We start from the raw sequence: 26,058 nt of genomic DNA, 5'->3' as shown, positions 1-26,058 counted from the left end.
GTAGCCTTTGCATTGCAAAATCCAACTATTGCCAGGTGATTCGTATGCTTCGTTCCTTGTCCCGCAGACACCTTTTGACTTCGCTCGCCGCAATACCAGCGGCGGCCCTGCTTGCCGCCTGCAGCGACTCGGGCGAGAAAGCCGAGGCGCAGGATGTGAAACCTGCGGCTCCGGCGGAACCTGCGAAGCCGGCCGCTCCGGCCGCCGCCAAAGCGCCTGAAGCTCAGGGCACGGTGGATATGGCAGCCTTGTTGAAGCCCGGCGCGCTGCCCGACATGCAGCTCGGCAAGGACGATGCAAAGGTCACCATCGTCGAATATGCATCGATGACCTGCCCGCATTGCGCGCATTTCGCCGAGACCACTTTTCCGGAGCTGAAGACGAAATATATCGACACCGGCAAAGCCCGTTACATCCTGCGCGAGTTTCCGTTCGATCCCAGCGCCGAGGCCGGTTTCATGCTGGCGCGCTGCTCCAAGGACAACTATTTCCCGATGGTCGACGTGCTGTTCAGGCAGCAGGCGAACTGGGTCGGTGTGAACAATACCAAGGACGCACTGCTGCAAATCGCCAAGCTTGCCGGTTTTACACAGGAGTCCTTCGAGGCCTGCTTGACGGACCAGAAACTTCTGGACGATGTGAGATCCGTCCAGAAGCGCGGCGCCGACGAATTCAAGGTCGATTCCACACCGACCTTTTTCATCAACGGAAAGACCTACAAAGGGGCGATGTCGATTGCGGAAATGTCGGCCATCATCGACCCTCTGCTCTGACGTTTCGGCAGCGCCGAAGCGGCGTCGCTTCGGCGTGCGCACTTCTTTGTTTTGCCGCGGGTTCTCCTTGCAAAACCCCGGAACAGTGTTGCGAAACTTGGCTATGGGCCGGCGCGAATGAAGTTCTCGCGCCTTCGCCTGCTCGGCTTCAAATCCTTCGTAGAACCCGGCGAGTTCGTCATCGAACGCGGCCTGACCGGCATCGTCGGGCCGAATGGCTGCGGCAAGTCGAACCTGGTCGAGGCGCTGCGCTGGGTTATGGGCGAAAGCTCCTACAAGAACATGCGTGCGTCCGGCATGGACGACGTCATCTTTTCCGGTTCCGGAACACGACCGGCCCGCAACACCGCTGAAGTCACGCTTTTTCTCGACAACAGCGACCGTAGCGCGCCCTCGGCCTTCAATGATGCAGACGAGTTGCAGGTTTCGCGCCGCATCGAACGCGAGGCCGGTTCGCTCTACCGCATCAACGGCAAGGAAGCCCGCGCCAAGGATGTGCAGCTGCTCTTCGCCGACCAGTCGACCGGCGCGCGTTCGCCGTCGATGGTCGGGCAGGGCCGCATCGGCGAGCTGATCCAGGCAAAGCCGCAGGCGCGCCGTGCGCTGCTGGAAGAGGCAGCCGGAATTTCCGGCCTGCACACACGGCGCCACGAAGCCGAGCTGCGGCTGAAGGCGGCCGAACAGAACCTCGAAAGACTGGACGATGTCGTCGGCGAACTGGAAAGCCAGATCGAAAGCCTGAAACGCCAGGCCCGCCAAGCCTCGCGCTTCAAGAACCTGTCGGCCGACATCCGCAAGGCCGAAGCGACGCTGCTGCATCTTCGCTGGACGCTGGCCAAGACGCAGGAAGGCGAAGCGCGCTCGGCGCTGGCGATTGCCACCGCGCTGGTCGGCGACCGTGCCGCCGCCCAGATGGCTGCCGCCAGGGAACAAGGCATCAACGCCCACCGGCTGCCGGACCTGCGCGATGCGGAAGCCGCCGCTGCCGCAGCCTTCCAGCGTCTGTCGATCGCCAAGGCGCAGATCGAGGAAGAGGCAGGCCGCATCCGCGCCCGCCAGGCAGAGCTCGACCGCCGACTGCAACAGCTTGATGGCGACCTTGCCCGCGAGGAGCGCATGGTCCGCGACAATGCGGATATCCTCGAACGTCTCGCTGCCGAAGAAGCCGCGCTCAACGCCGAAAACGCCGGCGCCGCCGAGCGTGAAGCCAGCACCCGCGCGGCTTTCGAGCAGGCGGCATCGACGCTTGCCTCTAGCGAGGCCAGGCTCGCCGCGCTGACCGCCGAACGGGCGGAGGCTGCCGCCTCCCGCAACCAGATCGAACGGACGCTGCGCGACACCGCTGAGCGCCGCGACCGCTTTGCCCGCCAGCTTGCCGATGTCGACCGCGAATTGTCGGAGATCGTCTCCAGGGTCGCCGGCCTGCCCGATCCCGCCGAGAAGCGGCTGCTGGTCGAACAGGCGCTGGCACTGCTCGAAGGGGCCGAGGCAGCAGCGATCGCAGCCGAACGGGCGGTCGCCGAGGCGCGCGCGGGCGAAGGTGCTGCCCGCCCACCGGTTCAGGACGCAAAGGCCGAGCTGGCGCGGATCGAAACCGAGGCCCGCACGCTTGCCAAGATCCTCAATGCTGCGAGCGGCGACTTGTTTCCCTCGGTGCTGGAGCAGATCAGCGTCGAGCGCGGCTACGAGACGGCGCTGGGTGCCGCACTTGGCGAAGATCTCGACGTGCCGCTCGACCGCAGCGCGCCGGTGCATTGGGGCCAGAGCGAAATCCAGCCCAGCGACGCCGCGTTGCCCGAAGGTATAAAGAGCCTCGCCAGCGTGGTGCGCGCGCCGGCGCAGCTGGCCCGCCGGCTGGCCCAGATCGGCATCGTCGAAGCCGCCGACGGAAGAAGGCTGCAGACGCTGCTTGCTCCCGGGCAGCGATTGGTCAGCCGCGAAGGCGCGCTGTGGCGCTGGGACGGCTTTACCGCCAGCGCCGATGCGCCGACCGCTGCCGCGCAGCGGCTGGCGCAGAAAAACCGGCTGGCCGAACTCGACGCCGAAGCCGTCCATGCCACCCGCATCCTGCGCGACGCCGAACAGGCTCTTGCCCGGGCCGAACAGGCGCTTGCCCAGGCGAGCGAAGCCGAACGCTCCGCTCGACAGGCCGGGCGCGACGCCCAGCACGGGCTGGACGCTGCTCGCAATGCGCTGGCCGAGGCCGAAAAGGCCGGCGGCGAGCTGTCGAGCCGGCGTGCAGCACTTGACGAGGCGCGCACCCGCATTGTCGACAGCCATGAGGAAACGGCGACAGCATTCGTCGAGGCGGAAATGCTGCTGCAGGACGCGCCCGATCTCGGCGATCTGCAGTCGCAACTCGACCAGTCGGCCGCCAACGTCGCCCGCGACCGCGCCGCCCTTGCCGATGCGCGCGCCGTTCACGAGGGGCTGAAGCGGGAAGCCGAGGCACGTGCGCGCCGGCTCGACGCCATCGGCGCGGAACGGCGCAACTGGGTGGAGCGCGCCGAAAACGCGTCGACGCAGATCACAGCGCTCGGCGAACGCAAGGCCGAGGCCGAGGCCGAGCGCGAGCGGCTGGCCGACGCCCCCGACGAGATCGACGCCAAGCGGCGCGCCTTGCTGTCGCAGCTCGCCGAGGCCGAAAGCCTGCGCAAGGCTGCCGGCGACCGCTTGCAGGAAGCGGAGAACCGGCAGTCCGAGCTGGACAAGGCTGCGACCGCTGCCATCCAATCGCTCGCCGAAGCGCGCGAAACGCGTGTTCGCGCCGAAGAGCGGCTGACCGCCGCCGACGAGCGTCGGCTGGAAGTCGAAGCGCGCATCCAGGAAACGCTGAACACGCCGCCGCATCTGGTGATCCGCCACACCGGCCTCGAACCCGACAGCCCGATGCCCGAAATGGCCGAGATCGAGCGTCAGCTCGACCGGCTGAAGGTCGAGCGCGAACGGTTGGGCGCCGTCAATTTGCGCGCCGAGGAAGAGCAGAAGGAACTGTCGGACCGGCTGGAGACCATCGTTTCCGAGCGCGACGACATCATCGAGGCGATCCGTAAGCTGCGGCAGGCGATCCACAGCCTGAACCGTGAAGGCCGCGAGCGGCTGCTCGCTGCCTTCGAGGTGGTCAACGGCCATTTTCAACGGCTGTTTTCGCATCTGTTCGGCGGCGGCACCGCCGAGCTGCAACTGATCGAGTCCGACGATCCGCTCGAAGCCGGGCTCGAGATCCTGGCGCGACCGCCCGGCAAGAAGCCGCAGACGATGACGTTGCTGTCCGGCGGCGAGCAGGCGTTGACGGCGATGTCGCTGATCTTCGCCGTGTTCCTGACCAACCCGGCGCCGATCTGCGTGCTCGATGAAGTCGACGCGCCGCTCGACGACCACAATGTCGAACGCTTCTGCAATCTGATGGACGAAATGGCCGCAACCACCGAAACGCGCTTCGTCATCATCACACACAACCCGATCACGATGGCGCGCATGGACCGGCTGTTCGGGGTAACCATGGCCGAGCAAGGCGTCAGCCAACTGGTGTCGGTTGACCTGCAGGCGGCTGAGGCCATGCGCGAGGCAAGCTGACGCATCAGCTTAGTGGTGGTCTCGACCTCGGCTTTCGACTATAGCACGACGAAATGGGCCGGATCTGCCGCTCCAGATACCGGCCCGGCTATGCGCGTGGAGAAGCTTGTTGCCTATACTTGTCACCGGAGCCGCGGGGTTCATTGGCAGTCACGTTTGCCACTATCTGCTCGACCGGGGACAAGCGGTCGTCGGCGTCGACAACATGAACGACTATTACGACCTGGCGCTCAAAAAGGGGCGGCTTGCCCGCCTTCTGCCCCGCAAGGATTTTTCGTTCCACCAGCTCGATATTGCCGAACAGGGCGCGCTTGCGGCTGCTCTGGCCGGGCAAGGCATCGTCAGGATCGTGCATCTCGCCGCGCAGGCCGGCGTGCGTCACTCACTCGACAATCCGCGGCTCTATGTCCGCTCCAATGTCATGGGCCACCTCGAAGTGCTCGAATTCTGTCGCGCCGAACCGGCATTCGAGCATCTGGTCTATGCCTCGTCGAGCTCGGTGTATGGCGGCAACCGCAGCGTGCCGTTCAGCGAAGCCGATCAGGTCGACAAGCCCGTTTCGCTCTACGCCGCCACCAAGAAAACCGATGAGTTGATGAGCCACACCTACGCCCATCTGTTCGGCATACCGCAGACCGGCCTGCGGTTTTTCACGGTCTATGGTCCCTGGGGCCGCCCCGACATGGCCTATTGGATGTTCACCCGGGCGATGCTCGAGGGCAAGCCGATCCGGGTTTTCAACAATGGCGAAATGTGGCGCGATTTCACCTACATAGACGATGTGGTCAAGGCGGTCGTCGCCGTGCTCGACAAGCCGCCGTCAGCTGACGTTCCGCCGAACAGGCTTTACAATGTCGGCAACAACCGGCCGGTGCGCCTCGGCGACTTCATCGACATTCTGGAAAGGCTGCTCGAGGTCAAGGCAATCCGCCACAACGAGCCGATGCAGGCGAGCGACGTCGAGAAGACTTACGCCGACATGACCGCGCTGGAGCGGGATTTCGGCTTCAGGCCTAGCGTTTCGATAGAGGACGGGCTGAAGAAGTTTGTCGACTGGTACCGGCCGTACTCGAAGCAGTGATTTGCACCACTCCCCGTGACGCCTTCAAGCGGGACACCTGGAGTGGGCACAAGTCGGTCCGCAAAAGCATCATTTTGTCCTAACATCCTGTTAACCACATGCTCGCTGAAAGGTATCCGATTAACCTTTGAGGCGCTTATGACCGCTATGTTTCGTGGCTTGCTGTTCAATATGAGCTGTGTGGATGTGCGGATTCGGGGGCTATTTCGGTTCAGTCCGGGATGCGGAAGCTTTGCTTGCGCGCATGACGTCCGCGATCGCCCATCGCGGACCGGATGAACAAGGCAAATTCGTAGCGCCCGAGGCTGGACTTGGGCATGCGCGGCTGTCGGTGATCGGGATTGGTGATGGCCAGCAGCCGATGTCCGACGAAACCGGCAATTTGACGATTGCGTTCAACGGCGAGATTTTCAATTACGTGGAATTGCGCGAAGGGCTGCTGGCCAAGGGCCGATGCTTCCGCACCTCGAGCGACACCGAAGTTCTCCTGCAGCTGTATGACGAGATGGGCGAAGACTGCCTGCCGCTCCTGAACGGTGATTTCGCCTTCGCGATTTGGGACAACCGGCGGCGGCGGATGGTGCTTGCAAGAGACCGCATGGGTGTTAGGCCGCTGTTCTATACCAGCAAGGACGGCGTGCTCTACTTTGCGTCCGAGATAAAAGCCCTGCTGAAGGTACCCGGCATCTCTGCCGAAATCGATCCGATTGCACTCGACCAGATCTTTACGCTGTGGGCGCCGATCGCTCCACGCACGGCTTTCCGCGATATCCACGAGCTGGAGCCGGCAAGCGTAATGATCGCGACACAGGGGCAAGTGACGATCAAACCATACTGGCATCTGGACTATCCTCATCGAGATACGCCATCGAAGATCACCAATGAGGACGACGCGGCCGAGGAACTGCAGGCCCTGTTGACCGACGCGGTGAGGCTTCGCATGCGCGCCGACGTGCCGGTCGGTTCTTACCTTTCGGGCGGGCTCGATTCATCCCTCGTTTCGGCACTCGCGGCCGGTATGACTCCTCTTAAGCTGCAGACATTTTCCGTAACGTTCGACAGCGCCGAGCATGACGAAAGCGCCTTCCAGACCGAAATGGCGTCAGCACTTGGCACGCGCCATCGAACCATAGCCTGTCGTGCCGGTGATATCGCCGATGTGTTTCCCGAAGTCATCCGCTTTACCGAGCGGCCGATCATCCGCACCGCCCCGGCCCCCCTCTATCAACTGTCCGGCCTCGTCCGCCAGGCCGGTTTGAAAGTGGTGCTGACAGGCGAAGGCGCCGACGAAGTCTTTGCCGGCTATGATGTCTTCAAGGAAGCGCGGGTTCGCCGTTTCTGCGGACGACAGCCGGCATCGCGCATAAGACCACAGCTGTTCCGGAAGCTTTATCCCTATCTGCCAGGTCTGCAGCAGCAGTCCGTAGAGTACCTGGCCGCGTTCTTCGGCACCGGCAGCGCAGCCCTGGACGATCCGCTGTTCTCGCATCGGCCGCGTTTCAAGACCACATCAGCGGCCAAGATGTTTTTCTCCGGTGACCTGCGTGCGACATTGAAGGGCTACGACGCAGCCGAGGAACTGGCCGGCCGGTTGCCTGAGGCGTTTTCCCGGTGGCATCCGCTGCATCAAGCGCAATATCTCGAAACCCGCTTTCTCCTGCCGGGCTACATCCTCTCCAGCCAGGGCGATCGCATGGCCATGGCGCATGGTATCGAAGGGCGTTTCCCCTTCCTTGACCATCGCTTGGTGGAGTTTGCGGCAAGACTTCCGCCGGAGATGAAGCTCAAGGGACTGGTGGAAAAACACATACTGCGCAAAGTTGCCAAGCACCTGCTTCCGACTACCATCAGCGAGCGCACCAAACAGCCTTACCGGGCGCCGGAAGCCCGCTCCTTCGTTGGACCCGGAGAACTGGACTACATACGCGACTCGCTGAGCGAGGCGAGCATCGCCGCCGGAGGACTATTCAACGCCAAGGCGGTGGCGAACCTGCACGAGAAATGCCGCTTGCAGCCCGCGTCCGGATTCCGCGACAATGCGGCTTTCGTCGGCATTTTGTCGACGCAGCTGTGGCAGAAGATTTTCACCGGCGAAAAGGTCGGTGCAGCACGAGCGGCCTGAGAAATCGAGGGAATGGAAAATCATGGTAGCAATCAAGGACAAGGTCAAAACCTTTATCGTCGACAACTTCTTGTTCGGCGACACGTCCTACGAGCTTGCGGACTCCGCATCACTGATCGAGAACGGCATCATCGATTCGACGGCCGTGTTGGAGCTCGTGGCATTCATAGAGGATGATTTCGGCATAGCGATGGTCGATGCCGACATCGTACCGGCCAATCTGGATTCGATTGACCGTATCTCAGCCTTCATCAAGGCAAAAGCAGAAGCGCTGGCAGCGTAGGCGCCATCGGCGAGGAGCGTCCGTGCGGATCGAACATTTTCTGACGGCGAAAGCCGCTGCCCATCCAGCCAAAACGGCATTGATCACCGAGCACAAAAGGCTGTGCTACGAAGAGCTGGACGATCTCTCGAGCCGCCTGGCCACCGCCCTTTTCATGAATGGCGTCAGGCGCGGCGACCGGGTCCTGATCTTCATGGACAATTGCTGGGAGGCTGCGGTTTCGATTTTCGCGGTTCTTAAAGCGGGCGCGACTTTCAGTCCGATCAACGCATCCACCAAGGCCGAAAAGCTGGCCTACATCATCACCGATTGCGATGCGGCCGGGATTCTCACGCAAGCAAGACTGATGCCCGTGGTCACCGAGGCGTCCGAATACTCCGGCAAGACCGGTATCTTCGTGGCTTCCACCGTTGCTGCCGATAACCAATGCCCGGCAGGAGCCACATCCCTGGCGGATTGCTTGACGTTTCAAGCCGGGGAGATTGACCATCGCGGCATTGACGTCGATCTTGCGATGTTGATCTACACCTCGGGCTCGACCGGCCGGCCCAAGGGTGTGATGATGACGCACCGCAATTGCGACGCGGCGGCCGACTCCATCACCACCTATCTGCGCAACTCGCCCGACGACATCATCTTGAATGTTCTGCCGCTCGCCTTCGACTACGGCCTCTATCAGTTGCTGATGGCCGTCAGGCTCGGCGCCACGCTCGTGCTCGAGAAGTCCTTCGCTTTTCCCCAGGCGGTCTTTGAACGCATCCGCCAGGAACGAGTGACCGGGCTTCCGCTCGTGCCCACGATGGCAGCGATGATCCTGCAGATGCGTGACCTGGCGCCGGGCTTCCTGCCCAGCCTTCGCTATATTTCCAACACGGCGGCTGCCTTGCCGCCCTCTCACATAGAACGCCTTCGCTTCCTTTTCCCCGGTGTCAGGCTCTATTCGATGTATGGCCTGACGGAATGCAAGCGCTGCACCTATCTGCCGCCCGAGGAGCTCGACCGCCGGCCGGGCTCGGTCGGAATAGCCATTCCGAACACCGAAGCCTTTGTCGTCGACGGCCACGGGCAACGGGTGCCGCCGGGCGTAGCAGGCGAGCTGATCATTCGCGGGCCGCACGTCATGCAGGGTTATTGGCGAAACGAAGCTGCGACGGCACGAGCCCTGCGCCCGGGTCCGAACCCTTGGGAGAAGGTTCTCTACACCGGCGATCTGTTCAGGGCCGATGAGGAAGGCTTTCTTTATTTCGTCGGCCGCAAGGACGACATCATAAAGTCGCGGGGGGAGAAGGTGGCGCCCAAGGAAGTGGAAGCCGTGCTTCACGCTCATCCGGGCATCGCGGAAGCGGTGGTTGTCGGTGTCCCGGATCCCGTGCTCGGGCATGCGATCGGCGCAGTTATCGTACGGTCCGACCCGGCGCTTAGCGAAAAGGATATAATCCGTCACTGTGCACGCCACCTTGAGGACTTCATGGTCCCCAAGGTCATCGAGTTCCGCCGGGAACTGCCGAAGACCGATACCGGCAAGGTCAGCCGTCGGCTTGCGGCAGAAACCATGGAGGCCGCGCAATGAATGTTCGCCCGACCGAGGATGCGCGGACCTTTCTGGCGCAGGCTCTGGCAATCGACCTGATCACCGAAACGGACCGTATCGTAACGGCCTTGCGCCAGCAGTTGCGCGGGCTTCGCAAGCGGGGCCTTGTGCTCGGTCTTTCGGGCGGGATCGATTCGAGCGTGTCGGTCGCGTTGGCGGCACGAGCCGTCGGGCCCAAGAATGTGCTTTGCCTGTTCATGCCGGAAAGCGATTCCGATCCTGAAAGCCTGCGGCTCGGCCGCCTCGTCGCCGAAACTTTCGGTGTCGAGGCTGTGACGGAGGATATCGGGCCGATCCTGCGCGCAATGGGCTGCTACAAGCGTCGCGACGCCTTCATCCGCGAAGTGGTCCCGGAATACGGCGAAGGCTGGGCCTCGAAGATCGTCATCGCGAACGCGCTCGAGGGCGGGGGTTACAACATCTCATCCCTGGTGGTGCAGGATCCGGACGGCAAGCAGACGAAACTGAGAATGCCGCTGCCTGTCTATCTCGGCGTCGTCGCCGCTACCAATATGAAACAACGCACCCGCAAGCAGATTGAATACTATCATGCCGATCGCTTGAACTTCGCCGTTCTTGGAACGCCGAACCGGCTGGAATACGATCAGGGTTTCTTCGTGAAGAACGGTGACGGCGCCGCGGACGTCAAGCCGATCGCCCATCTCTATAAAACGCAGGTCTATGCGCTTGCGGCCCATCTCGGTGTTCCGGAGGAAATCCTTAACCGGCCTCCGACCACCGATACCTACTCGCTGGCGCAGACCCAGGAGGAGTTTTACTTTTCGCTTCCTTATGACCGTATGGATCTTTGCCTTTACGGTCTTAACAACGGCGTGGCGGCTGAGGTAGTTGGGGAGGCGGCGGGGTTGGCCGCCACACAAGTGGAAAGCGTCTGGGCCGATATCATCGCCAAACGCAGGGCGACGCGTTATCTGCACCAGCGTCCGCAACTCGTTGATGTCGTCGAGGAAATCGGCACCTGACAAACAGGTAGAGCGGTGTGCACGGTTCGATTTGCATGCATCCCGCTCTAGCTGAAACGGCTCCCGATAAGCCGGCTCCACTGCTCGCCCGCAAGCCCGTTCAGGAAGGCTTGCGAGTTCTTCATGGCGTCAAGAAGCTCTGGATCACGTGAATGCACCACCGTTGAAGCAACGGTCAGGAAAGCGATCCGTCGTCCAAGCATCGCCTCTAGAAGTGCAGGTTGAACACGTCCACGCAGGCCGCTGACGCCGCGCGCGGCGGCATGATCGATCAGGCAGTCTATCACGGAGCCCGCCTGGCCGGGCAGGGCGAGGATCTGCAGCACGCGGCCAATTTCATACTTCCGTGCGTAATAGGCGAAAGCGCCGACATTGGTGCCGACTGGCGACGTCACGCAAACGTAGACAAGCTCGCCCAGATCCGGCTTTTGTGCGGCATCGGTCAGGATGTGGTCGAGTTGGTCTTCCGTCCATTCCGGGCGTAGCGCGAAACGCGCGATAAACGGCTCGATTAGCTTGGCAAATGTGTGGCTATCGATTTCGGACATCCGAAATCCCCCGTGACCAGCCCCGTCCGCCGCCACACCCGACCAGCGCCGTTCGCTGGACGTCATCCTCCTGCAATAGAATCGGTCGACGGCACGCGCCAACGGATTGAGCACTCGGGCAAGCTCCATGCGATTGGCGGAAAGGCTGAGCATGAAGGTCGCTGGCCGCATCACACGCACCCAGTCGAGGCTGTATTGCGGCAGGACCACGCCGCGCAGCCGGGTCCACAATTTCACGGAGATATCGTTGGCCGTCTCGCTGAAGGAGATGTCCTGCGGACCATCCAGGTAAGCTTTCAGCAAGCGGGCGCCGGCCAGCGGGTCGTGCTCATGGTCCTCGACCATGAGCGAACTACAGATGGCGGCGCGTACTTGACGGCCGTTGAACGTCATCGGCAACACATGAACGCCGACAAACCCGGAGACACGACCGGCGTCGTTGACGTGGACAAGCGACCGGAGGTTGTCTCCGCAACCGGGCGCATCCAGATAAAACCGTTTCATGTATTCCACGAGAGAGGCCGGCGCTTCGGTCCTTTCCTTCAACAGCACGCGTTGAAACATGTTCGCGACTGCCGGGAGATCGGCGCCTTGCAAGGCGCGAATGACGCTCAAGCCCGGCTCCCGCCACCAAAGTTCCGCCCCCCGAGCTTCCGGGCCAAGGCGACACGAGGCACGAAAACATCGGACGCGCGTTCCAACTCGACGCCCATGAAGCCGTGCAACCTCGGCCAGTTGCGATCGCCCCGGTGACCGAACGGAGTGCTGAATTGCTGCGGCAAGGTGGAACCCTTTGCTTGACCGACGAAAAACCGGCGTCATTGCTGCTAGCAGATTCAGGTAAACCGATATTAAAGTCGTTGCTTTGAATGGTAGCGAACCTGGTCGTCCGGGCCTCATACTTGGGGATCGGCAATTTTGGTTCCTGGCGGACTCCATACGACCGGCGTGAGTTGCGTGCTCCACGTCGAACCGTTTCGGCTAGCCAAAGTTTCGTGCGGCGGCTCTTGACTGGGAGCGCGGGCGGAATACGGTGAGACAAATACCGGCTCTGGCCGCCGGGCGGCAAGAATGCCTCGTATGCCTCGCCTTGCGGCGGTGGCTGCGGGGCATTGTCATTTTGAGGCTTTGCTTGAAACGCCATATCGAGATCGGCATTCTTTATTCGCGGTCCGGCAACTACCGGCTGGTGTCCGAATCCTGCCGCGCGGGCGCGGTGAACGCCATCGCGGACGTCAATGCCGATCCCGCTGTCCCCTTCGAATTCGTCCCGGTCGAGCGCGACCCGCAGGGCAACATCGACCGGTATGCAAGCGGCTGCGCCGACATTCTCGCCAACAGTGGCGCGCGTCACATCATTGGCTGCGTCACCTCTTGGAGCCGCAAGGAGGTCATTCCAATCCTGGAAAGGGCAGGCGGCACGCTGTGGTACGCCTGCCCGTACGAAGGCTTCGAAGCCAACGAGCACGTCGTCTATACGCACGCCTGCCCCAATCAGCATCTCGTACCGCTGCTTGCCTATGTCGTGCCTCGTTTCGGCGCCGACGGCTTCCTGCTCGGTTCCAACTACATCTGGGGTTGGGAGACCAACCGTGTGGCGCGCGACCTGATTGCGGACGCCGGCGGCAAGGTGCTGGGCGAACGCTACCTGCCGCTAGGGGAGCTCGATGTTGCGCGGCTGATCGCGGAGGTACAGGCGACGAAACCTGATTTCATTCTGAATAATCTCATCGGCCCTTCGTCCTATGCCTTTATCGCCGCCTATGCCGAGCTTGGCCGGCGCGACCCGCATTTCAGGCCGGAGCGTTGCCCGATCCTGTCCTGCAATCTCACGGAATGCGAATTGCCGGCGCTCAACGGGGCAGGCGATGGCCATCTTTCGGTTGGGCCCTATTTTCACGACATCTCGGGCGCGGATCGCGGAGCGGCTTCAGTGTCTTCCGTTATGCCTGCCTCATCCTTCGAGGCGGCGGCTTATGCCTCGGTGCGTACGCTCGCAGAGATACTCACCCGCAACCCCGGTGCACAATGGATGGACCTTCCCAAGGTCTTTGCCGGAACATCATTTCGAACGCCGCTGGGCGACATCGCCATCGACCCGCAAACCCAGCATGCTACGTTGCCGGTGCAGATCGGACGTATCGATGGAACATCGTTCAAAACGGTCACGCTGACGAAGGGCGTGGCACCCGATCCCTACCTTTCCCGCTATGACCGGACGGAGACGTTCGGGCGGCCACGCCTGCGGGTGGTGTCGTGAGCAAGATGGCGCGTATCCCGAACCTTGGAGGCGCCAGGGCTTTTGTCCTGCATCGTCCACATCCGACCGTGCAGGCGATCACAAGACAATTGTCGGCCATCGGCCTTGAGGCGATTGGCTTCTGGCCGGAACTGCCGGCCGAAGCGCTGGCGGCGGACTTCGTCTTCTTCGACGTCGACCTCGGCTTTGACGAGCAATTTCCGTGGAAGCCGGGCGAGGCCCCGATGCCGCTGATAGCGCTGATCGGCTCCGAGGCGCCGGGGCGTGTCGAATGGGCACTGTCGCACAAGGCCGATGCCCAATTGCTGAAACCGGTCGGCAATGCCGGCGTCTACAGCGCGCTTTTGATCGCAAGGCAGAGTTTCGAGGCGCGCAAGCTTCTGGCCGGCGAGATCGCCTCGCTCCGTCAGCGGGTCGCGGAGCGCCAGACCATCGTACGCGCGGTGGAGGTCTTGTCGAAGGGCGCCGAGGACGGCCGTGCCTATGCGCAGCTCCGCTCGCTGGCGATGAGCTGGCAAATCAGCGTCGAGGAAGCCGCGCGCAGGATCGTGGCGATGACACAAGAAGAAGGCGACGATGACCAATCCGATCGCGCCTGAGCTTTCAGCTGCCGGGCGTATGCCAGCCAAGCCTCGCGCCGGCGTTTGGCGACGTCTGCTAAAACGGCCTCTCGCTTTGCTCGGCCTCGGGATTATTGCCCTTGTCTTGGCCGGCGCCATTCTTGCACCGTGGCTGACAGGCTACGATCCGAACGAGCAGATGTTCGACGGGCTCACGCTTGAAGGCGCGCCACTGCCGCCGGGAGCCCAGTTCTGGCTAGGCACCGACCTGCTTGGCCGCGACCTGCTGACGCGTCTCCTATTCGGCGCGCGCACGTCGCTGATCATCGGCATCGTCGCCAATGGCGTGGCGCTTCTGATCGGCACGCTGGTCGGCATCACCGCCGGCTATTTCCGCGGCTGGATCGGCAGCGCGCTTATGCGCTTCACCGATTTGATGATGGCTTTCCCGGCGCTGCTGCTCGCCATCTGCCTGGCGGCGGTGCTCCAGCCGAGCCTGTGGATCGTCGCCATGGTGATCGCATTGGTGAACTGGGTGCAGACCGCCCGCGTCATCTACACCGAGACAAGTTCGCTCTCCGAGCGCGAGTTCATCGATGCCGAGCGCACCATCGGCGCAAGCGCTGCACGTATCCTGTTTCGCCATATCCTGCCCCACCTTTTGCCGACGATCATCGTCTGGGGCACGCTCGGCATCTCGACGACGGTACTTCTGGAAGCGACGCTCAGCTATCTCGGCATCGGCGTGCAACCGCCGACTGCTTCCTGGGGCAACATCATCTTCGAAAATCAAACCTATTTTCAGGCAGCGCCCTGGCTGGTTTTCTTTCCGGGTGCGGCGATCCTGGCGCTGGCGCTAGCCTTTAACCTGGTCGGCGATGCGCTGCGCGACATCCTCGATCCGACGCAAAGGGGGCGGGCATGATCGCCTATCTCGGCCGCCGCGTTGTCCAGTCGGTTCTCATCTTGCTCGGCGTCTCCCTGATCACCTTTGCGCTGCTCTATCTGCTGCCCGCCGATCCCGTCCGCCAGATCGCCGGCCGCAGCGCAACGCCCGAGACGGTCGAGAGCATCCGCCGGCAGCTCGGTCTCGACCAGCCCTTTGTCGTTCAGTACTGGCACTACCTGACCAGCCTTCTCAGCGGCGATCTGGGGCGCTCCTACATTCAGCGCTCGGAGGTCACGGAGCTTATCGTCTCGCGGCTGCCGGCAAGCCTGCTGCTAATGGTCGGCGCCATTGCTTGCGAAGTGGTGATCGGGCTGACGATGGGCCTCATCGCCGCCGTAAAGCGTGGCACCGCCACCGACCAGTCGCTGATGGTCGCCTCCTTCGTCGGCGTCTCGGCGCCGCAGTTCGTCGTCGGCCTGCTGCTGCTTTATGTATTCGCGGTGCGGCTCGGCTGGTTCCCGATCGGCGGTTACGGCACCTGGCGTCATCTGGTGCTGCCGTCGCTGACCATGGGAATTCTTGGCGCCGGCTGGTACGCCCGCATGATGCGCTCGTCGATGATCGACGTGCTGCGCCAGGATTACGTGCGTACCGCGCGTGCCAAGGGTCTTGCACGCAGCGCCATTATCTTCCGGCACGCGCTGCCCAACGCCATCCTGCCGGTCATCGCCATGATCGGCATCGACATCGGCATCTTCATGGGCGGCATCGTGGTTGTCGAAAGCGTGTTCGGCTGGCCAGGCATCGGCCAGCTAGCCTGGCAGGCCATTCAGCGCATCGACATTCCGATCATCATGGGGGTCACCCTGGTTTCGGCCTTTGCCATCGTGCTCGGCAATCTCCTGGCCGACACTGTCGCACCGTTCATCGATCCGCGCATCAAGCTCAGATGAAAACCAAAAAATCAGAGAAAGGGAACATGGCATGAGAAAATATCTGATATCCACCGTGGCGGCATCGGCGCTTGCGCTGGTGCTTGGCATGACGAGCGTACGCGCCGAAGACATTGTCGATCCGAATGCCAAGCAGGGCGGCGCGATCACCATCACCTACAAGGACGACGTCGCCACGCTCGATCCGGCCATCGGCTATGACTGGCAGAACTGGTCGATGATCAAGAGCCTGTTCGACGGGCTGATGGACTACGAGCCGGGCACCACCAACCTGCGGCCCGACCTTGCCGAGAGCTACGAGATTGCGCCTGATGGCAAGACCTTCACCTTCAAGCTGCGCCATGGAGTGAAATTCCACAACGGCCGCGAGATGACCGCCGACGACGTGAAATATTCGCTCGACCGGGTCACCAATCCAAAGACACAGAGCCCGGGTGCCGGCTTCTTCGGCTCGATCAAAGGCTATGACGATGTCGCTGCCGGCAAAGCGGAAAGCCTGGCCGGCATAACCGTCGTCGATCCCTACACGATCAAGTTCGAGCTGACCCGGCCCGACGCCACCTTCCTGCATGTCATGGCGATCAACTTCTCGCACGTCGTGCCGAAGGAAGAGGTCGAAAAATACGGCGCGGATTTCGGCAAGCATCCGGTCGGAACCGGCGCCTTCAAGCTCGCCGAATGGACGCTCGGCCAGCGCGTGGTCTTCGAGCGCAACCCGGATTACTGGCACAAAGGTCTGCCGCATCTCGACAAGATCACCTTTGAAATCGGCCAGGAGCCGATCGTGGCGCTGCTGCGGCTGCAGAAAGGCGAGATCGACGTTCCCGGCGACGGCATTCCCCCGGCGAAATTCCAGGAGGTGATGGCCGATCCCGAGCAGAAGGCCCGTGTCGTCGAAGGCGGCCAGTTGCACACCGGCTATATCACCATGAATACCACCATGGCGCCCTTCGACAATGTGAAGGTACGGCAGGCGGTCAACATGGCGATCAACAAGGACCGCATCGTCCAGCTGATCAACAACCGTGCGGTGCCGGCCAATCAGCCGTTGCCGCCGTCGATGCCTGGCTACGACAAGGAATTCAAGGGCTATCCCTATGACGTGAGCAAGGCCAAGGCTTTGCTTGCCGAGGCCGGGCATCCCGACGGATTTGACACGCAGTTGTTTGCCATGAACACCGATCCCAACCCGCGCATCGCGCAGGCCATTCAGCAGGATCTGGCGGCGGTCGGCATCAAGGCCAGTATCCAGTCGCTCGCGCAGGCCAACGTCATCGCCGCCGGCGGCGACAAGGCCGGTGCGCCGATGATCTGGTCCGGCGGCATGGCCTGGATCGCCGACTTCCCCGATCCGTCGAACTTCTACGGCCCGATCCTCGGCTGCGCTGGTGCCGTCCCGGGCGGCTGGAACTGGTCGTGGTATTGCAACAAGGAGCTTGACGCCAAGGCAGCCGAAGCCGACTCCATCGTCGACCCGGCCAAGGCTGGCGAGCGCGCCAAGATGTGGAGCGAGATCTACGGCAAGATCATGGAAGACGCGCCCTGGGCACCGGTGTTCAACGAGCAGCGTTTCACCATGAAATCAGCCCGCATGGGTGGCGCCGACAACCTCTATGTCGACCCGGTCCACATCCCGATCAACTACGACAATGTGTATGTGACCGATGTGCAATAACTGCGACTACACCATCCACGGGCGCCACCATCATTTCGGCTGGGACAATTCCTTTGTCCCGGCCGAACGAGTGGCGCCAGGGTCGACGATCGAGTTCCAGTGCCTGGACTCGTCCGGCGGGCAGTTGACGATGGAGAGCACCGTCGACGACGTTGCTGTGCTCGATTTTGCCAAGGTGAACCCGGTCACTGGGCCGATCTATGTCGACGGGGCGGAACCGGGCGACGCCCTGAAAATTACCATCGAGGCGTTCAAGCCGTCCGGCTTCGGGTGGACGGCAAATATCCCGGGATTCGGTCTGTTGGCTGATGACTTCACTCAACCGGCACTGAATATCTGGAAGTACGACGCCGCCTCGCTCGAACCGGCGCTGTTCGGCAAGAGCGGCCGGGTGCCGCTCAAGCCCTTCGCCGGCACCATCGGCAATGCCCCGGCTGAGCCGGGTCTGCATTCGGTGGTCCCGCCGCGGCGCGTGGGCGGCAATCTGGACATACGCGATCTCGCTGCCGGCACGGTGCTCTACCTGCCAGTAGAGGTCGCGGGAGCGTTGTTCTCGGTCGGCGACACGCACGCCGCGCAAGGCGACGGCGAGGTCTGCGGCACGGCAATCGAGAGCCCCATGAATGCCGTGCTGACGCTCGATCTGGTCAAGGATGCCCGGCTGCGGACGCCGCGTTTCACAACGCCCGGTCCGGTGTCGCGGCATCTCGACGCCAAGGGCTATGAGGTGACAACCGGTATCGGGCCGGATCTGATGGACGGCGCCAGGAGCGCCGTCTCCCAGATGATCGACCTGCTCTCCGGCCGCTGCGGCATGGATCCGGTAGATGCCTATATGCTCGTCTCGGTTTGCGGTGACCTGCGCATCAGCGAGATTGTCGACATGCCCAACTGGGTGGTTTCGTTCTACTTCCCCCGCTGCGTCTTTGAATGAACGTGGAGGACATCAAACGATCCGGGCAGGCCGCCGCGGAGAGTGGCTCCATTAGGCCGGTACTCAGCGTCTCAGGTCTGAGCGTCGCCGTGCGTGGCGAGGAGGGCGAGCGCGACGTCGTTTCCGACCTGACATTCGGCCTGATGCGCGGCGAAACGCTTTGCATTGCCGGCGAGTCCGGTTCCGGCAAGTCGATGACGGCGCTGGCCATCATGGGCTTGCTGCCGCAGCCGGCGGCACGCATCAGATCAGGCTCCATCCGGCTCGGCGATCAGGATCTCGCGGCTCTCAGCGAGAGCGGCATGCGCCGCATCCGCGGCAACCGTATTGCAATGATCTTTCAGGAACCGATGACATCGCTCAATCCGGTTCTGTCCATCGGCCGTCAGCTCACGGAGGCGATCGAGGCACACACCTCGCTGCCGCGCTCCGACTCGCGGTTGAGGGCGCTCGAGGCGCTGAAGGCAGTCCGAATTCCGGATGCCGAACGGCGGCTCGAGCACTATCCGCACGAACTCTCAGGCGGCATGCGTCAGCGCGTGATGATTGCCATGGCTCTGGCCCTGAACCCGGATGTGCTGATCGCCGATGAGCCGACGACCGCCCTCGATGTCACGGTTCAGGGCGAGGTGCTGGAGCTGCTGCGCGACCTGCAGCGCCAGCACGGCACCAGCGTTATCCTGATCACGCACGACATGGGCGTCGTCGCCGAGATGGCGGACCGCGTCATTGTCATGCGCGACGGCCGGATGGTCGAGCAGGGCAGGGCGGCTGACATCTTCAATCGCCCGCAGGCCGACTATACGCGCGAGCTTCTGGCCGCCGTGCCGCGTATCGGCGGCGGACGGATGGCCGAAGACCGACAAGATGCCGCCAACATGCCGGCCGAGCTTGTACATGTCGGCGATCTTCACGTCCGCTTCGACCTGCGTGGCGGCTTCTTCGGCCGCGTCGACCGCAGGGTGCACGCGGTCGAAGGCGTCAGTTTCTCGATCGCGCCGCACGAAACCCTGTCGCTGGTCGGCGAATCGGGCTGCGGCAAGTCGACGACGGCCAAGGCGATCGCCGGGCTGGTGCCCTACATCGGCAGCATTTCAATCGGCGGCCAGGACTTGTCGGCACTCAGCCGAAAGGAGCGCAAGGCTGTCCGCCGCAATGTGCAGATGATCTTTCAGGATCCCTTCGCGTCCCTCGACCCGCGCATGCGAGTAGGCGATCTCGTCGCCGAGCCTCTGCTGATCCACGGCCTTGGCGACAGAGAGCAACGGCGTGCCCAGATCGCCGCCCTGTTCGAATGCGTGGGCCTCTCCGCTGACCAGATGGAGCGCTATCCCCACGAATTCTCCGGCGGGCAGCGCCAGCGAATCTGCATTGCAAGGGCGCTGGCGCTGCGACCGAAGCTGATCATTGCCGACGAGAGCGTCTCTGCTCTCGACGTGTCGGTGCAAGCGCGCGTGTTAAGACTGCTGAAGGAACTGCAGCGCGAATTTGGCGTCGCATATCTCTTCATCTCGCACGACATGGCGGTGGTAGAGAACATCTCCGATCGCGTGGCGGTAATGTATCTGGGGCAGATCGTCGAGATGGGCACCCGCGACCAGATCTTCTCCAACCCGTGCCATCCTTACACAAAGCGGCTGATCGAAGCCGTTCCGGTTCCCGATCCAGGCCGCCGGCGCGCCCGGTTCGCCCGCTTGGACAGCGAAATTCCAAGCACTGTGCGGCGCATCGGTGACGACCCCCGGAAGCTCAAGCTTGAAGATGTTGGCGACGGCCACCTCGTCGCCACTTGAGCGAGCTTAGGCTACCTCGTCCAGCCAATCGGCAGAGGCTCGGGGACAGCAGCCTATGTGATGCTCAGACGCGGGAAATCATCGGCGATGGCGCTGCCGCGGCAGCGCCAGTCGGCGATGCCGATCGCCAGTTTACATCTGACATGTTAGTGTGCTAACGCTACGTGCACATTGATTTCAACGGAGTTCGTATTGGCTTCCCGCTTTGGTCTTTCGGTTGCCCTAACCACACCCTTCGACCCGTCGGGGCAGATAGCGCTCGCGCCGATGATCGCCCATGCCCGAGCCTGCCTTGGCGCCGGCTGCAGCAGTGTGACGCTGTTCGGCACCACCGGCGAAGGAGCCTCGGTCGGCACCGACGAGCGGCGGATCGTGATCGAGGCCATGCTGGCGGCCGGTATTCCGGCACATCAGCTCGTTACCGGCGTGCTGGTCGATGCAGCCGAAGATGCCGCCGATCAGGCCCGGCACGCTTTGCAGCGCGGCGTTCGCAACATTCTGCTGGCTCCGCCGAGCTACTTCAAGAATGTTGGCGAGGACGGGCTGTTCGGATGGTTTTCCGCCGTCTTCGCCGCACTCGGTCCGCTGGCGCGCGACGTGCTCCTCTATAACATCCCCTCAGTCACCATGGTGCCACTCCCGCTTGGGCTGATCGGCCGGCTGCGCACCGCTTTTCCCGCCGCGGTGGCCGGGGTGAAGGATTCCGGGGGGGACTGGAGTTACAGTGAGGCGCTGCTTGAAGCGCACGGCGATCTGGTGATCCTCATCGGCGACGAACGGCATCTGGCGAGAAGCGTGCGCCGCGGCGGACAGGGTGCGATTTCCGGCATGGCTAATTTTGTTACCGGCGAAATCCGCGCAATGGTCGAAGAGGGCCGCGACGACTCACGCGTCGAGGACTTCGTGCTCGAATTGCTCAAATACCCGGTCACGCCGGCGGTGAAGGTCATGGTCGCACGCAAGATCGGCGACGAGCGCTGGCTGGCGGTTCGCCCGCCCCTGGAGGCGATCGGCCCGCAAGGACAGCGGCAGCTTGCTGCTGCATACGACAGGCTGTTTGCGACAGAGGCGGCCTGACCGACAAGGCCGGGCTGACCGACAAGGAAGCGAGCTGAAGTGGAAGACGGCAGCGAACCGATCACTCTCCGGGAGAAAGCCTATGCCAGCTTCACGCGGCATTTGCTGGCCCGTGATCTGCGGCCGGGGCAATTCGTGTCACAGCGCGAACTGGTCGCTTTCACCGGACTGCCGCTGGGCGCCATTCGCGAGATCGTCCCGCGTCTCGAGGCTGAGGGACTGCTGACCACCATCCCGCAGCGCGGCATGCAGATCGCGCATATCGACATCAATTTGATCCGCGAGGCGTTTCAGTTTCGGTTGTTCATGGAACGCGAGGCAGTGGCGCTATTCACGACCAGCGCTTCTGACGCCGAACTTGCCCGCATGCGGCGCGAACATGAGGAGATGCTGGCTCAAGCTCTGGGACAGGCGCCGACGCCGGAAATGGAAGCCAAGGCCCAGAACATCGACTGGGCAATGCACGACACCTTCATCAATGCGCTCGGCAACGAGATTATCGCCAAGGCCTATCTGGTCAACTCGGTGAAAATCCGGCTGATCCACCAGGAGCGTTTCCGCATCGACGGACGTGTCGTGCCGGTGATGCGCGAACATTTGGCGGTCATCGAAGCCATGGAGAGCCGCAATCCGCAAAAGGCGGTTGAAGCGATCAGTCTGCATATCGACAATGCGCGCCGGCTGGCGCTCCAGATCTGAGGAAATATAGCCGCGCCGCGGGTTCGCGGCGCATCCACAACGACAGCAACCGGGAGGAAGAAATGTCGTCCAATCTGTTCAACCCAACCAGGAGGCAACTCCTTGCCGGAACCGCAGCGCTAACTGCTGCCGGCCTTGTGGGGCTTCGCCCCGGCTTTGCCGCAGGCGTCGACTGGAGACGCTTTGCCGGGACGACGCTTGACGTCAATCTGGTGAAAAGCCCGCGCAGCGACACCATCCTGAAATATCTTGCCGAGTTCGAGGAACTGACCGGCATTAAGGTCAATGCCGAGGCGACGCCCGAGCAGCAGCAGCGCCAGAAGACGGTGATCGAGTTGAGCTCGGGCAAGCCGAGCTTCGATGTCGTGCATCTGAGCTACCACGTGCAGAAGCGCCAGTTCGAGAAGGGCGGCTGGCTGGCCGACATCGCCGGCTATCTCGCCGACCCGTCGCTCACCGATCCGGCGCTGGTCGAAAGCGACTTCGCCGAAGCCGGCATGCTGTTTGCCAAGGACGGCCAGGGCGTGCTGCGCTCGCTACCCTTCTCGGTGGACTACTGGATCCTCTACTGGAACAAGGAGCTGTTCGAGGCCAAGGGCCTCAAATACCCCGAGACCTTCGAGCAACTGGTGGCCGCCGCCGAAGCGCTGACCGACCCCTCGACCAATACATGCGGCTTCGTCGCCCGCGGGCTCAAGAACGCAAACACGCCGGTGTGGACGTCGCTGATGCTCGGCTACGACATGACACCGCTCGATGACAAGGGCAAGCTGCGCACCGAGGCTCCCGAGGCGGTCGAGGCTGCCGCGCTCTATCAAAGATTGATGACCAAGTCCGCCCCTCCGGGCGTCACGGGGTTCAATTGGGCCGAAGCACAGTCTGCCTTCCTGCAGGGAAAGATCGGCATGTGGTTCGACGGTGTGGGTTTTGCCCCGCCGATGGAAAACCCGGAAAAGTCGAGGGTAGTCGGTAAGGTCGGTTATGGCGTCATGCCCAAGGGTCCCAAGGCGCATGCCTCGGGCACCTTCGGCGACGGGATTGGCGTTACCGCCGCCAGCGAGAAGAAGGAAGCTGCCTATCTGTTCTGCCAGTGGGCGGTATCGCCAGCCATGGGCGCGCGGCTGTTGCAGGCCGGCGCCGGTGTTCCGTTCCGCAAATCCGTGCTGGAGGATCCCAAGGTGCGGGAAGGCGTCACCATGCCGGCAAGCTGGCTCGATGCCGTGGTCGGCTCGGGCAATATCAGCCGGCTGGCGCTGCCGGTCATCATCCCCGTCACCGAATTCCGCGACATCTATGGCGTGGCGCTGACCAACATGATTGCCGGCGCCGATCCCGCCGCGGAGCTGAAGAAGGCCACCGAGCAGTTCCAGCCGGTTCTCGACAGGAGCGAGCAGGGCTGATGTCGGCCACCACCCCAGAACAGACCGGGGTGACGATGCCGGTTATCGACGGGAGCCAGACCATCCGGCTGGCTCCCAACTACTGGCCTTTCGTTGTCCCCGCACTCGTCGTCGTCGGCGCCGTCATCGTCTTCCCCTGGGCTTTCACCCTGTGGATGAGCGTCAACCGCTGGACGCTCGGCCAGTCGCGGAGCTTTGCCGGGATGGAAAACTATCTCCGCCTGGCCAGCGACCCACGTTTCTGGGAATCCCTTGTTCATACGTTGACCTACACCTTCCTCTCGGTTGCAGCGCCGATGCTGCTGGGCACTCTGGCCGCCCTGATTTTCGACGCCAGGTTTCCGCTGCGAGGCTTGCTGCGCGGCATCTTCGTCATGCCGATGATGGCGACACCCGTTGCCGTGGCACTGGTTTGGACCATGATGTTCCATCCTCAGCTTGGCGTGCTCAACTACCTGCTGTCGCTGGTCGGCATCCCGGCTCAGGAATGGATATTCAACGCCAACACGGTCATCCCGTCGCTGGTTGCGGTCGAGACCTGGCAGTGGACGCCGCTGGTCATGCTGATCGTGCTCGGCGGGCTGGCCTCGGTGCCGCGCGAGCCCTTCGAAAGCGCCGAGATCGACGGCGCCAATGCCTGGCAGCAATTCCGCTATCTCACTCTGCCGATGATCGCGCCGTTCCTGATGATCGCGGTCATCATCCGCACCATCGATGCGTTGAAGAGCTTCGACATCATCTACGCGATGACCCAGGGCGGCCCGGGCACGGCGTCGGAGACCATCAACATCTATCTCTACAACACCGCCTTCTCCTACTACGATATCGGCTACGGTTCGGCCATGGCCGTGGTGTTCTTCGTCGTCATCGTGGCCCTGTCCTTCGTCCTGCTTATGCTGCGCCAACGCTCGCAGTGGATCGATACGGAGGGCAAATAGATGAGTTCACGGCTGCTCAACCAGATCGGTCTGTTTTTCGCTGCCCTGGTTTTCGTCTCGCCGGCGATCCTGTTCTTCCTCTGGATGATCTCATTGTCGCTGAAATTCGAAATCGATAACGGTGCCTATCCGCCGATCCTGATCCCCGAACGTTTCGCCTGGTCGAACTATGTGAAAGTGTTCGAGGAGAACAATTTCCTGCTGTATCTCTGGAATTCGATTCTGGTCACCGGCACGGCGACCTTGCTGGCGCTGTTGATCGGCGTACCGGCCGGCTATGGTATCGCACGGCTCAAGGCTGAACGATCGGCGGTCGTCATCATGATCGCCCGTATGACGCCCGGACTATCCTATCTCATCCCGCTGTTTCTGCTGTTTCAATGGATCGGGATCCTCGGCACGCTCTGGCCGCAGATCATCATCCATCTGGTGGTGACGGTGCCGATCGTGGTCTGGGTAATGATCGGCTATTTCGAGACCACGCCGATGGAACTGGAGGAGGCGGCCAACATCGACGGCGCCAGCTCGTGGCAGGTTTTCCGGCTGGTTGCCCTGCCCATCGCCAAGCCGGGCATCGTCGTCGCCTTCATCCTGTCCGTGATCTTCTCGTGGAACAATTTCGTTTTCGGCGTGGTGCTCGCCAGCCGTGAGACGCGCACACTCCCGGTCGCCGTCTACAACATGCTGTCCTACGAGCAGGTCAGTTGGGGCCCGCTCGCCGCGGCGGCGCTGGTGGTGACGCTGCCGGTGCTGATCCTGACCATGTTCGCGCAAAGGCAGATCGTCGCGGGGCTGACCGCCGGCGCCGTCAAGGGCGGCTGAGGGCGCGTCCTGACATCACTCTTTTCCAGGAAAGATCCAATGGCATCGGTAACAATCAATAACGTGCAGAAGGCCTTCGGGGCCACCAAGATCATTCACGACGTCAGCGTCGACATCGCCGACGGCGAATTCGTCATCCTGGTCGGTCCGTCGGGATGCGGAAAATCGACGCTGCTGCGCATGATCGCAGGCCTTGAAACGATCTCCGGCGGAAAGATCGCCATCGGCGAACGCATGGTCAACAATCTGCGCGCGCGGGACCGGAACATCGCCATGGTGTTCCAGAATTATGCGCTCTATCCGCATATGACTGTTGCCGACAATATGGGCTTCGCCCTCAAGATCAAGAAAGCCGATCCGGCCGACACCGCTGGCCGGGTCCGGAAAGCAGCCGGCATTCTTGGCCTGGAAAAGTTGCTTGACCGCTATCCGCGCCAGCTTTCTGGCGGCCAGCGCCAGCGCGTCGCCATGGGCCGCGCGATCGTACGCGACCCACAGGTCTTCCTGTTCGACGAGCCGCTCTCCAACCTCGATGCCAAATTGCGCGTCCAGATGCGCGGCGAGATCAAGGCCCTGCACCAGCGGCTGGGTACCACGACGATCTATGTCACGCACGACCAGATCGAGGCCATGACCATGGCCGACAAGATCGTCGTGCTGCATGACGGCCTGGTCGAGCAGATCGGCGCGCCGCTGGACCTCTACGACCATCCGGCCAACCTCTTCGTTGCCGGTTTCATCGGCTCGCCCGCCATGAACTTCATTGCCGGCCGCATCGAGGAGGGCGTGTTCCGCAGCGCCGGCGGGTTGATCCTGCCGTTGCCGGAAGGCGCCCAGCCGGCGGATGCCGCAGGACGCGAACTCGTCTACGGCATTCGCCCGGAACATATCCGGGCGACCGGGCAGGGCGTGCCGGGCACGATCACGCTTCTCGAGGCGACCGGCTCGGAAATCTTCGCCAGGGTCGACTGCTCCGGTGAAGAAATCTCCTGCCTCTTCCGAGAAAGGCTTGCGCTCAAGCAAGGCGAAGGGGTGCGGATCGAAATCGATCGCGTATGTGCGCATCTGTTCGACGCAGCAACCGGTCGGCGCATCTGACTC

Annotated in this window: 21 protein-coding genes; 20 read left to right on the top strand and 1 reads right to left on the bottom strand. The window is 62.6% G+C overall.

Translation table 11 applies throughout. The features are described from left to right. Positions 1–44: 44 nt before the first annotated feature. From NKH17_RS10510 to nadE, 7 genes are all read left to right on the top strand, one after another. Complete coding sequence (locus NKH17_RS10510) at positions 45–773, top strand: DsbA family protein (protein WP_254818473.1); 729 nt, start codon at positions 45–47, stop codon at positions 771–773. Between the two features lie 117 nt (positions 774–890). Further along, positions 891–4,349 carry a chromosome segregation protein SMC gene (gene smc / locus NKH17_RS10505; RefSeq protein WP_352895747.1) on the top strand — a complete coding sequence of 1,153 codons (3,459 nt, stop codon included), beginning with the start codon at positions 891–893 and terminating at the stop codon, positions 4,347–4,349. A 109-nt stretch (positions 4,350–4,458) separates the two neighbouring features. Continuing rightward, entirely contained in the window at positions 4,459–5,430 is a 972-nt protein-coding gene (locus NKH17_RS10500) for an NAD-dependent epimerase/dehydratase family protein (RefSeq protein WP_254818475.1), read from the top strand. Positions 5,431–5,614: 184 nt separating this feature from the next. Next, a complete protein-coding gene (asnB, locus tag NKH17_RS10495; protein WP_352895743.1) occupies positions 5,615–7,552 on the top strand; it encodes an asparagine synthase (glutamine-hydrolyzing) in 1,938 nt (645 codons plus the stop codon). Between the two features lie 19 nt (positions 7,553–7,571). Then, positions 7,572–7,835, top strand: coding sequence for an acyl carrier protein (locus NKH17_RS10490; RefSeq protein ID WP_254818658.1), 264 nt, complete (start codon positions 7,572–7,574; stop codon positions 7,833–7,835). Positions 7,836–7,857: 22 nt separating this feature from the next. After that, complete coding sequence (locus NKH17_RS10485) at positions 7,858–9,405, top strand: class I adenylate-forming enzyme family protein (RefSeq protein ID WP_352895741.1); 1,548 nt, start codon at positions 7,858–7,860, stop codon at positions 9,403–9,405. Beyond that, positions 9,402–10,409 carry an NAD(+) synthase gene (nadE, locus tag NKH17_RS10480; protein ID WP_254818478.1) on the top strand — a complete coding sequence of 336 codons (1,008 nt, stop codon included), beginning with the start codon at positions 9,402–9,404 and terminating at the stop codon, positions 10,407–10,409. Before NKH17_RS10485 ends, nadE begins: the two co-directional genes overlap by 4 nt. 47 nt (positions 10,410–10,456) lie before the next feature. Here nadE and NKH17_RS10475 read toward each other — a convergent pair whose 3' ends face one another. Beyond that, positions 10,457–11,572 (bottom strand): hypothetical protein, encoded by a 1,116-nt coding sequence (locus NKH17_RS10475; protein ID WP_352896030.1) that lies wholly within the window; start codon positions 11,570–11,572, stop codon positions 10,457–10,459. 517 nt (positions 11,573–12,089) lie between these two features. Between NKH17_RS10475 and NKH17_RS10470 the strand changes: the two genes are divergently transcribed. The 13 genes from NKH17_RS10470 (at position 12,090) to NKH17_RS10410 (ending at position 26,055) form a co-directional block, all read left to right on the top strand. Beyond that, positions 12,090–13,217: a transporter substrate-binding protein gene (locus NKH17_RS10470; RefSeq protein WP_352895738.1), complete on the top strand. Its 1,128-nt coding sequence runs from the start codon at positions 12,090–12,092 to the stop codon at positions 13,215–13,217. Then, positions 13,214–13,816 carry an ANTAR domain-containing response regulator gene (locus NKH17_RS10465; RefSeq protein WP_023674168.1) on the top strand — a complete coding sequence of 201 codons (603 nt, stop codon included), beginning with the start codon at positions 13,214–13,216 and terminating at the stop codon, positions 13,814–13,816. Before NKH17_RS10470 ends, NKH17_RS10465 begins: the two co-directional genes overlap by 4 nt. Positions 13,817–13,835: 19 nt before the next feature. Further along, positions 13,836–14,702 (top strand): ABC transporter permease, encoded by an 867-nt coding sequence (locus tag NKH17_RS10460; RefSeq protein WP_352896027.1) that lies wholly within the window; start codon positions 13,836–13,838, stop codon positions 14,700–14,702. Beyond that, positions 14,699–15,619, top strand: a complete 921-nt coding sequence (locus NKH17_RS10455; RefSeq protein WP_352804407.1) for an ABC transporter permease — start codon at positions 14,699–14,701, stop codon at positions 15,617–15,619. Before NKH17_RS10460 ends, NKH17_RS10455 begins: the two co-directional genes overlap by 4 nt. Before the next feature lie 31 nt (positions 15,620–15,650). Continuing rightward, a complete protein-coding gene (locus tag NKH17_RS10450) occupies positions 15,651–17,294 on the top strand; it encodes an ABC transporter substrate-binding protein (protein ID WP_352895735.1) in 1,644 nt (547 codons plus the stop codon). Next, a complete protein-coding gene (locus tag NKH17_RS10445; RefSeq protein ID WP_352895732.1) occupies positions 17,284–18,228 on the top strand; it encodes an acetamidase/formamidase family protein in 945 nt (314 codons plus the stop codon). Before NKH17_RS10450 ends, NKH17_RS10445 begins: the two co-directional genes overlap by 11 nt. After that, positions 18,225–20,021: an ABC transporter ATP-binding protein gene (locus NKH17_RS10440; protein ID WP_352895729.1), complete on the top strand. Its 1,797-nt coding sequence runs from the start codon at positions 18,225–18,227 to the stop codon at positions 20,019–20,021. Before NKH17_RS10445 ends, NKH17_RS10440 begins: the two co-directional genes overlap by 4 nt. A 192-nt stretch (positions 20,022–20,213) precedes the next feature. Next, positions 20,214–21,098 carry a dihydrodipicolinate synthase family protein gene (locus NKH17_RS10435; RefSeq protein ID WP_254818486.1) on the top strand — a complete coding sequence of 295 codons (885 nt, stop codon included), beginning with the start codon at positions 20,214–20,216 and terminating at the stop codon, positions 21,096–21,098. Between the two features lie 39 nt (positions 21,099–21,137). Beyond that, entirely contained in the window at positions 21,138–21,797 is a 660-nt protein-coding gene (locus NKH17_RS10430; RefSeq protein WP_023674176.1) for a GntR family transcriptional regulator, read from the top strand. Between the two features lie 62 nt (positions 21,798–21,859). Further along, positions 21,860–23,197: an extracellular solute-binding protein gene (locus NKH17_RS10425; protein WP_352895725.1), complete on the top strand. Its 1,338-nt coding sequence runs from the start codon at positions 21,860–21,862 to the stop codon at positions 23,195–23,197. 35 nt (positions 23,198–23,232) lie between these two features. After that, on the top strand, positions 23,233–24,135 hold the full coding sequence (locus NKH17_RS10420) for a carbohydrate ABC transporter permease (protein ID WP_352896023.1): 903 nt from the start codon (positions 23,233–23,235) through the stop codon (positions 24,133–24,135). Beyond that, positions 24,136–24,957 carry a carbohydrate ABC transporter permease gene (locus tag NKH17_RS10415; protein ID WP_352895722.1) on the top strand — a complete coding sequence of 274 codons (822 nt, stop codon included), beginning with the start codon at positions 24,136–24,138 and terminating at the stop codon, positions 24,955–24,957. A gap of 39 nt (positions 24,958–24,996) precedes the next feature. Further along, the gene (locus NKH17_RS10410; protein WP_352895719.1) at positions 24,997–26,055 is read left to right on the top strand and encodes an ABC transporter ATP-binding protein; all 1,059 of its coding nucleotides are present in this window, start codon (positions 24,997–24,999) and stop codon (positions 26,053–26,055) included. Positions 26,056–26,058: the final 3 nt, after the last annotated feature.

This window comes from Mesorhizobium sp. M1334 (assembly GCF_040317995.1).
Classification (GTDB): domain Bacteria; phylum Pseudomonadota; class Alphaproteobacteria; order Rhizobiales; family Rhizobiaceae; genus Mesorhizobium.
This window is presented reverse-complemented; position numbering and strand designations above follow the sequence as displayed.

Bases quoted from the DNA above. Each gene is read 5' to 3' on its own strand.
- NKH17_RS10510 (WP_254818473.1), top strand. From the start codon at position 45: ATGCTTCGTTCCTTGTCCCGCAGACACCTTTTGACTTCGCTCGCCGCA.
- smc (WP_352895747.1), top strand. From the start codon at position 891: ATGAAGTTCTCGCGCCTTCGCCTGCTCGGCTTCAAATCCTTCGTAGAA.
- asnB (WP_352895743.1), top strand. From the start codon at position 5,615: ATGTGCGGATTCGGGGGCTATTTCGGTTCAGTCCGGGATGCGGAAGCT.
- nadE (WP_254818478.1), top strand. From the start codon at position 9,402: ATGAATGTTCGCCCGACCGAGGATGCGCGGACCTTTCTGGCGCAGGCT.
- NKH17_RS10460 (WP_352896027.1), top strand. From the start codon at position 13,836: ATGCCAGCCAAGCCTCGCGCCGGCGTTTGGCGACGTCTGCTAAAACGG.
- NKH17_RS10455 (WP_352804407.1), top strand. From the start codon at position 14,699: ATGATCGCCTATCTCGGCCGCCGCGTTGTCCAGTCGGTTCTCATCTTG.
- NKH17_RS10450 (WP_352895735.1), top strand. From the start codon at position 15,651: ATGAGAAAATATCTGATATCCACCGTGGCGGCATCGGCGCTTGCGCTG.
- NKH17_RS10445 (WP_352895732.1), top strand. From the start codon at position 17,284: ATGTGCAATAACTGCGACTACACCATCCACGGGCGCCACCATCATTTC.
- NKH17_RS10440 (WP_352895729.1), top strand. From the start codon at position 18,225: ATGAACGTGGAGGACATCAAACGATCCGGGCAGGCCGCCGCGGAGAGT.
- NKH17_RS10425 (WP_352895725.1), top strand. From the start codon at position 21,860: ATGTCGTCCAATCTGTTCAACCCAACCAGGAGGCAACTCCTTGCCGGA.
- NKH17_RS10420 (WP_352896023.1), top strand. From the start codon at position 23,233: ATGCCGGTTATCGACGGGAGCCAGACCATCCGGCTGGCTCCCAACTAC.
- NKH17_RS10415 (WP_352895722.1), top strand. From the start codon at position 24,136: ATGAGTTCACGGCTGCTCAACCAGATCGGTCTGTTTTTCGCTGCCCTG.
- NKH17_RS10410 (WP_352895719.1), top strand. From the start codon at position 24,997: ATGGCATCGGTAACAATCAATAACGTGCAGAAGGCCTTCGGGGCCACC.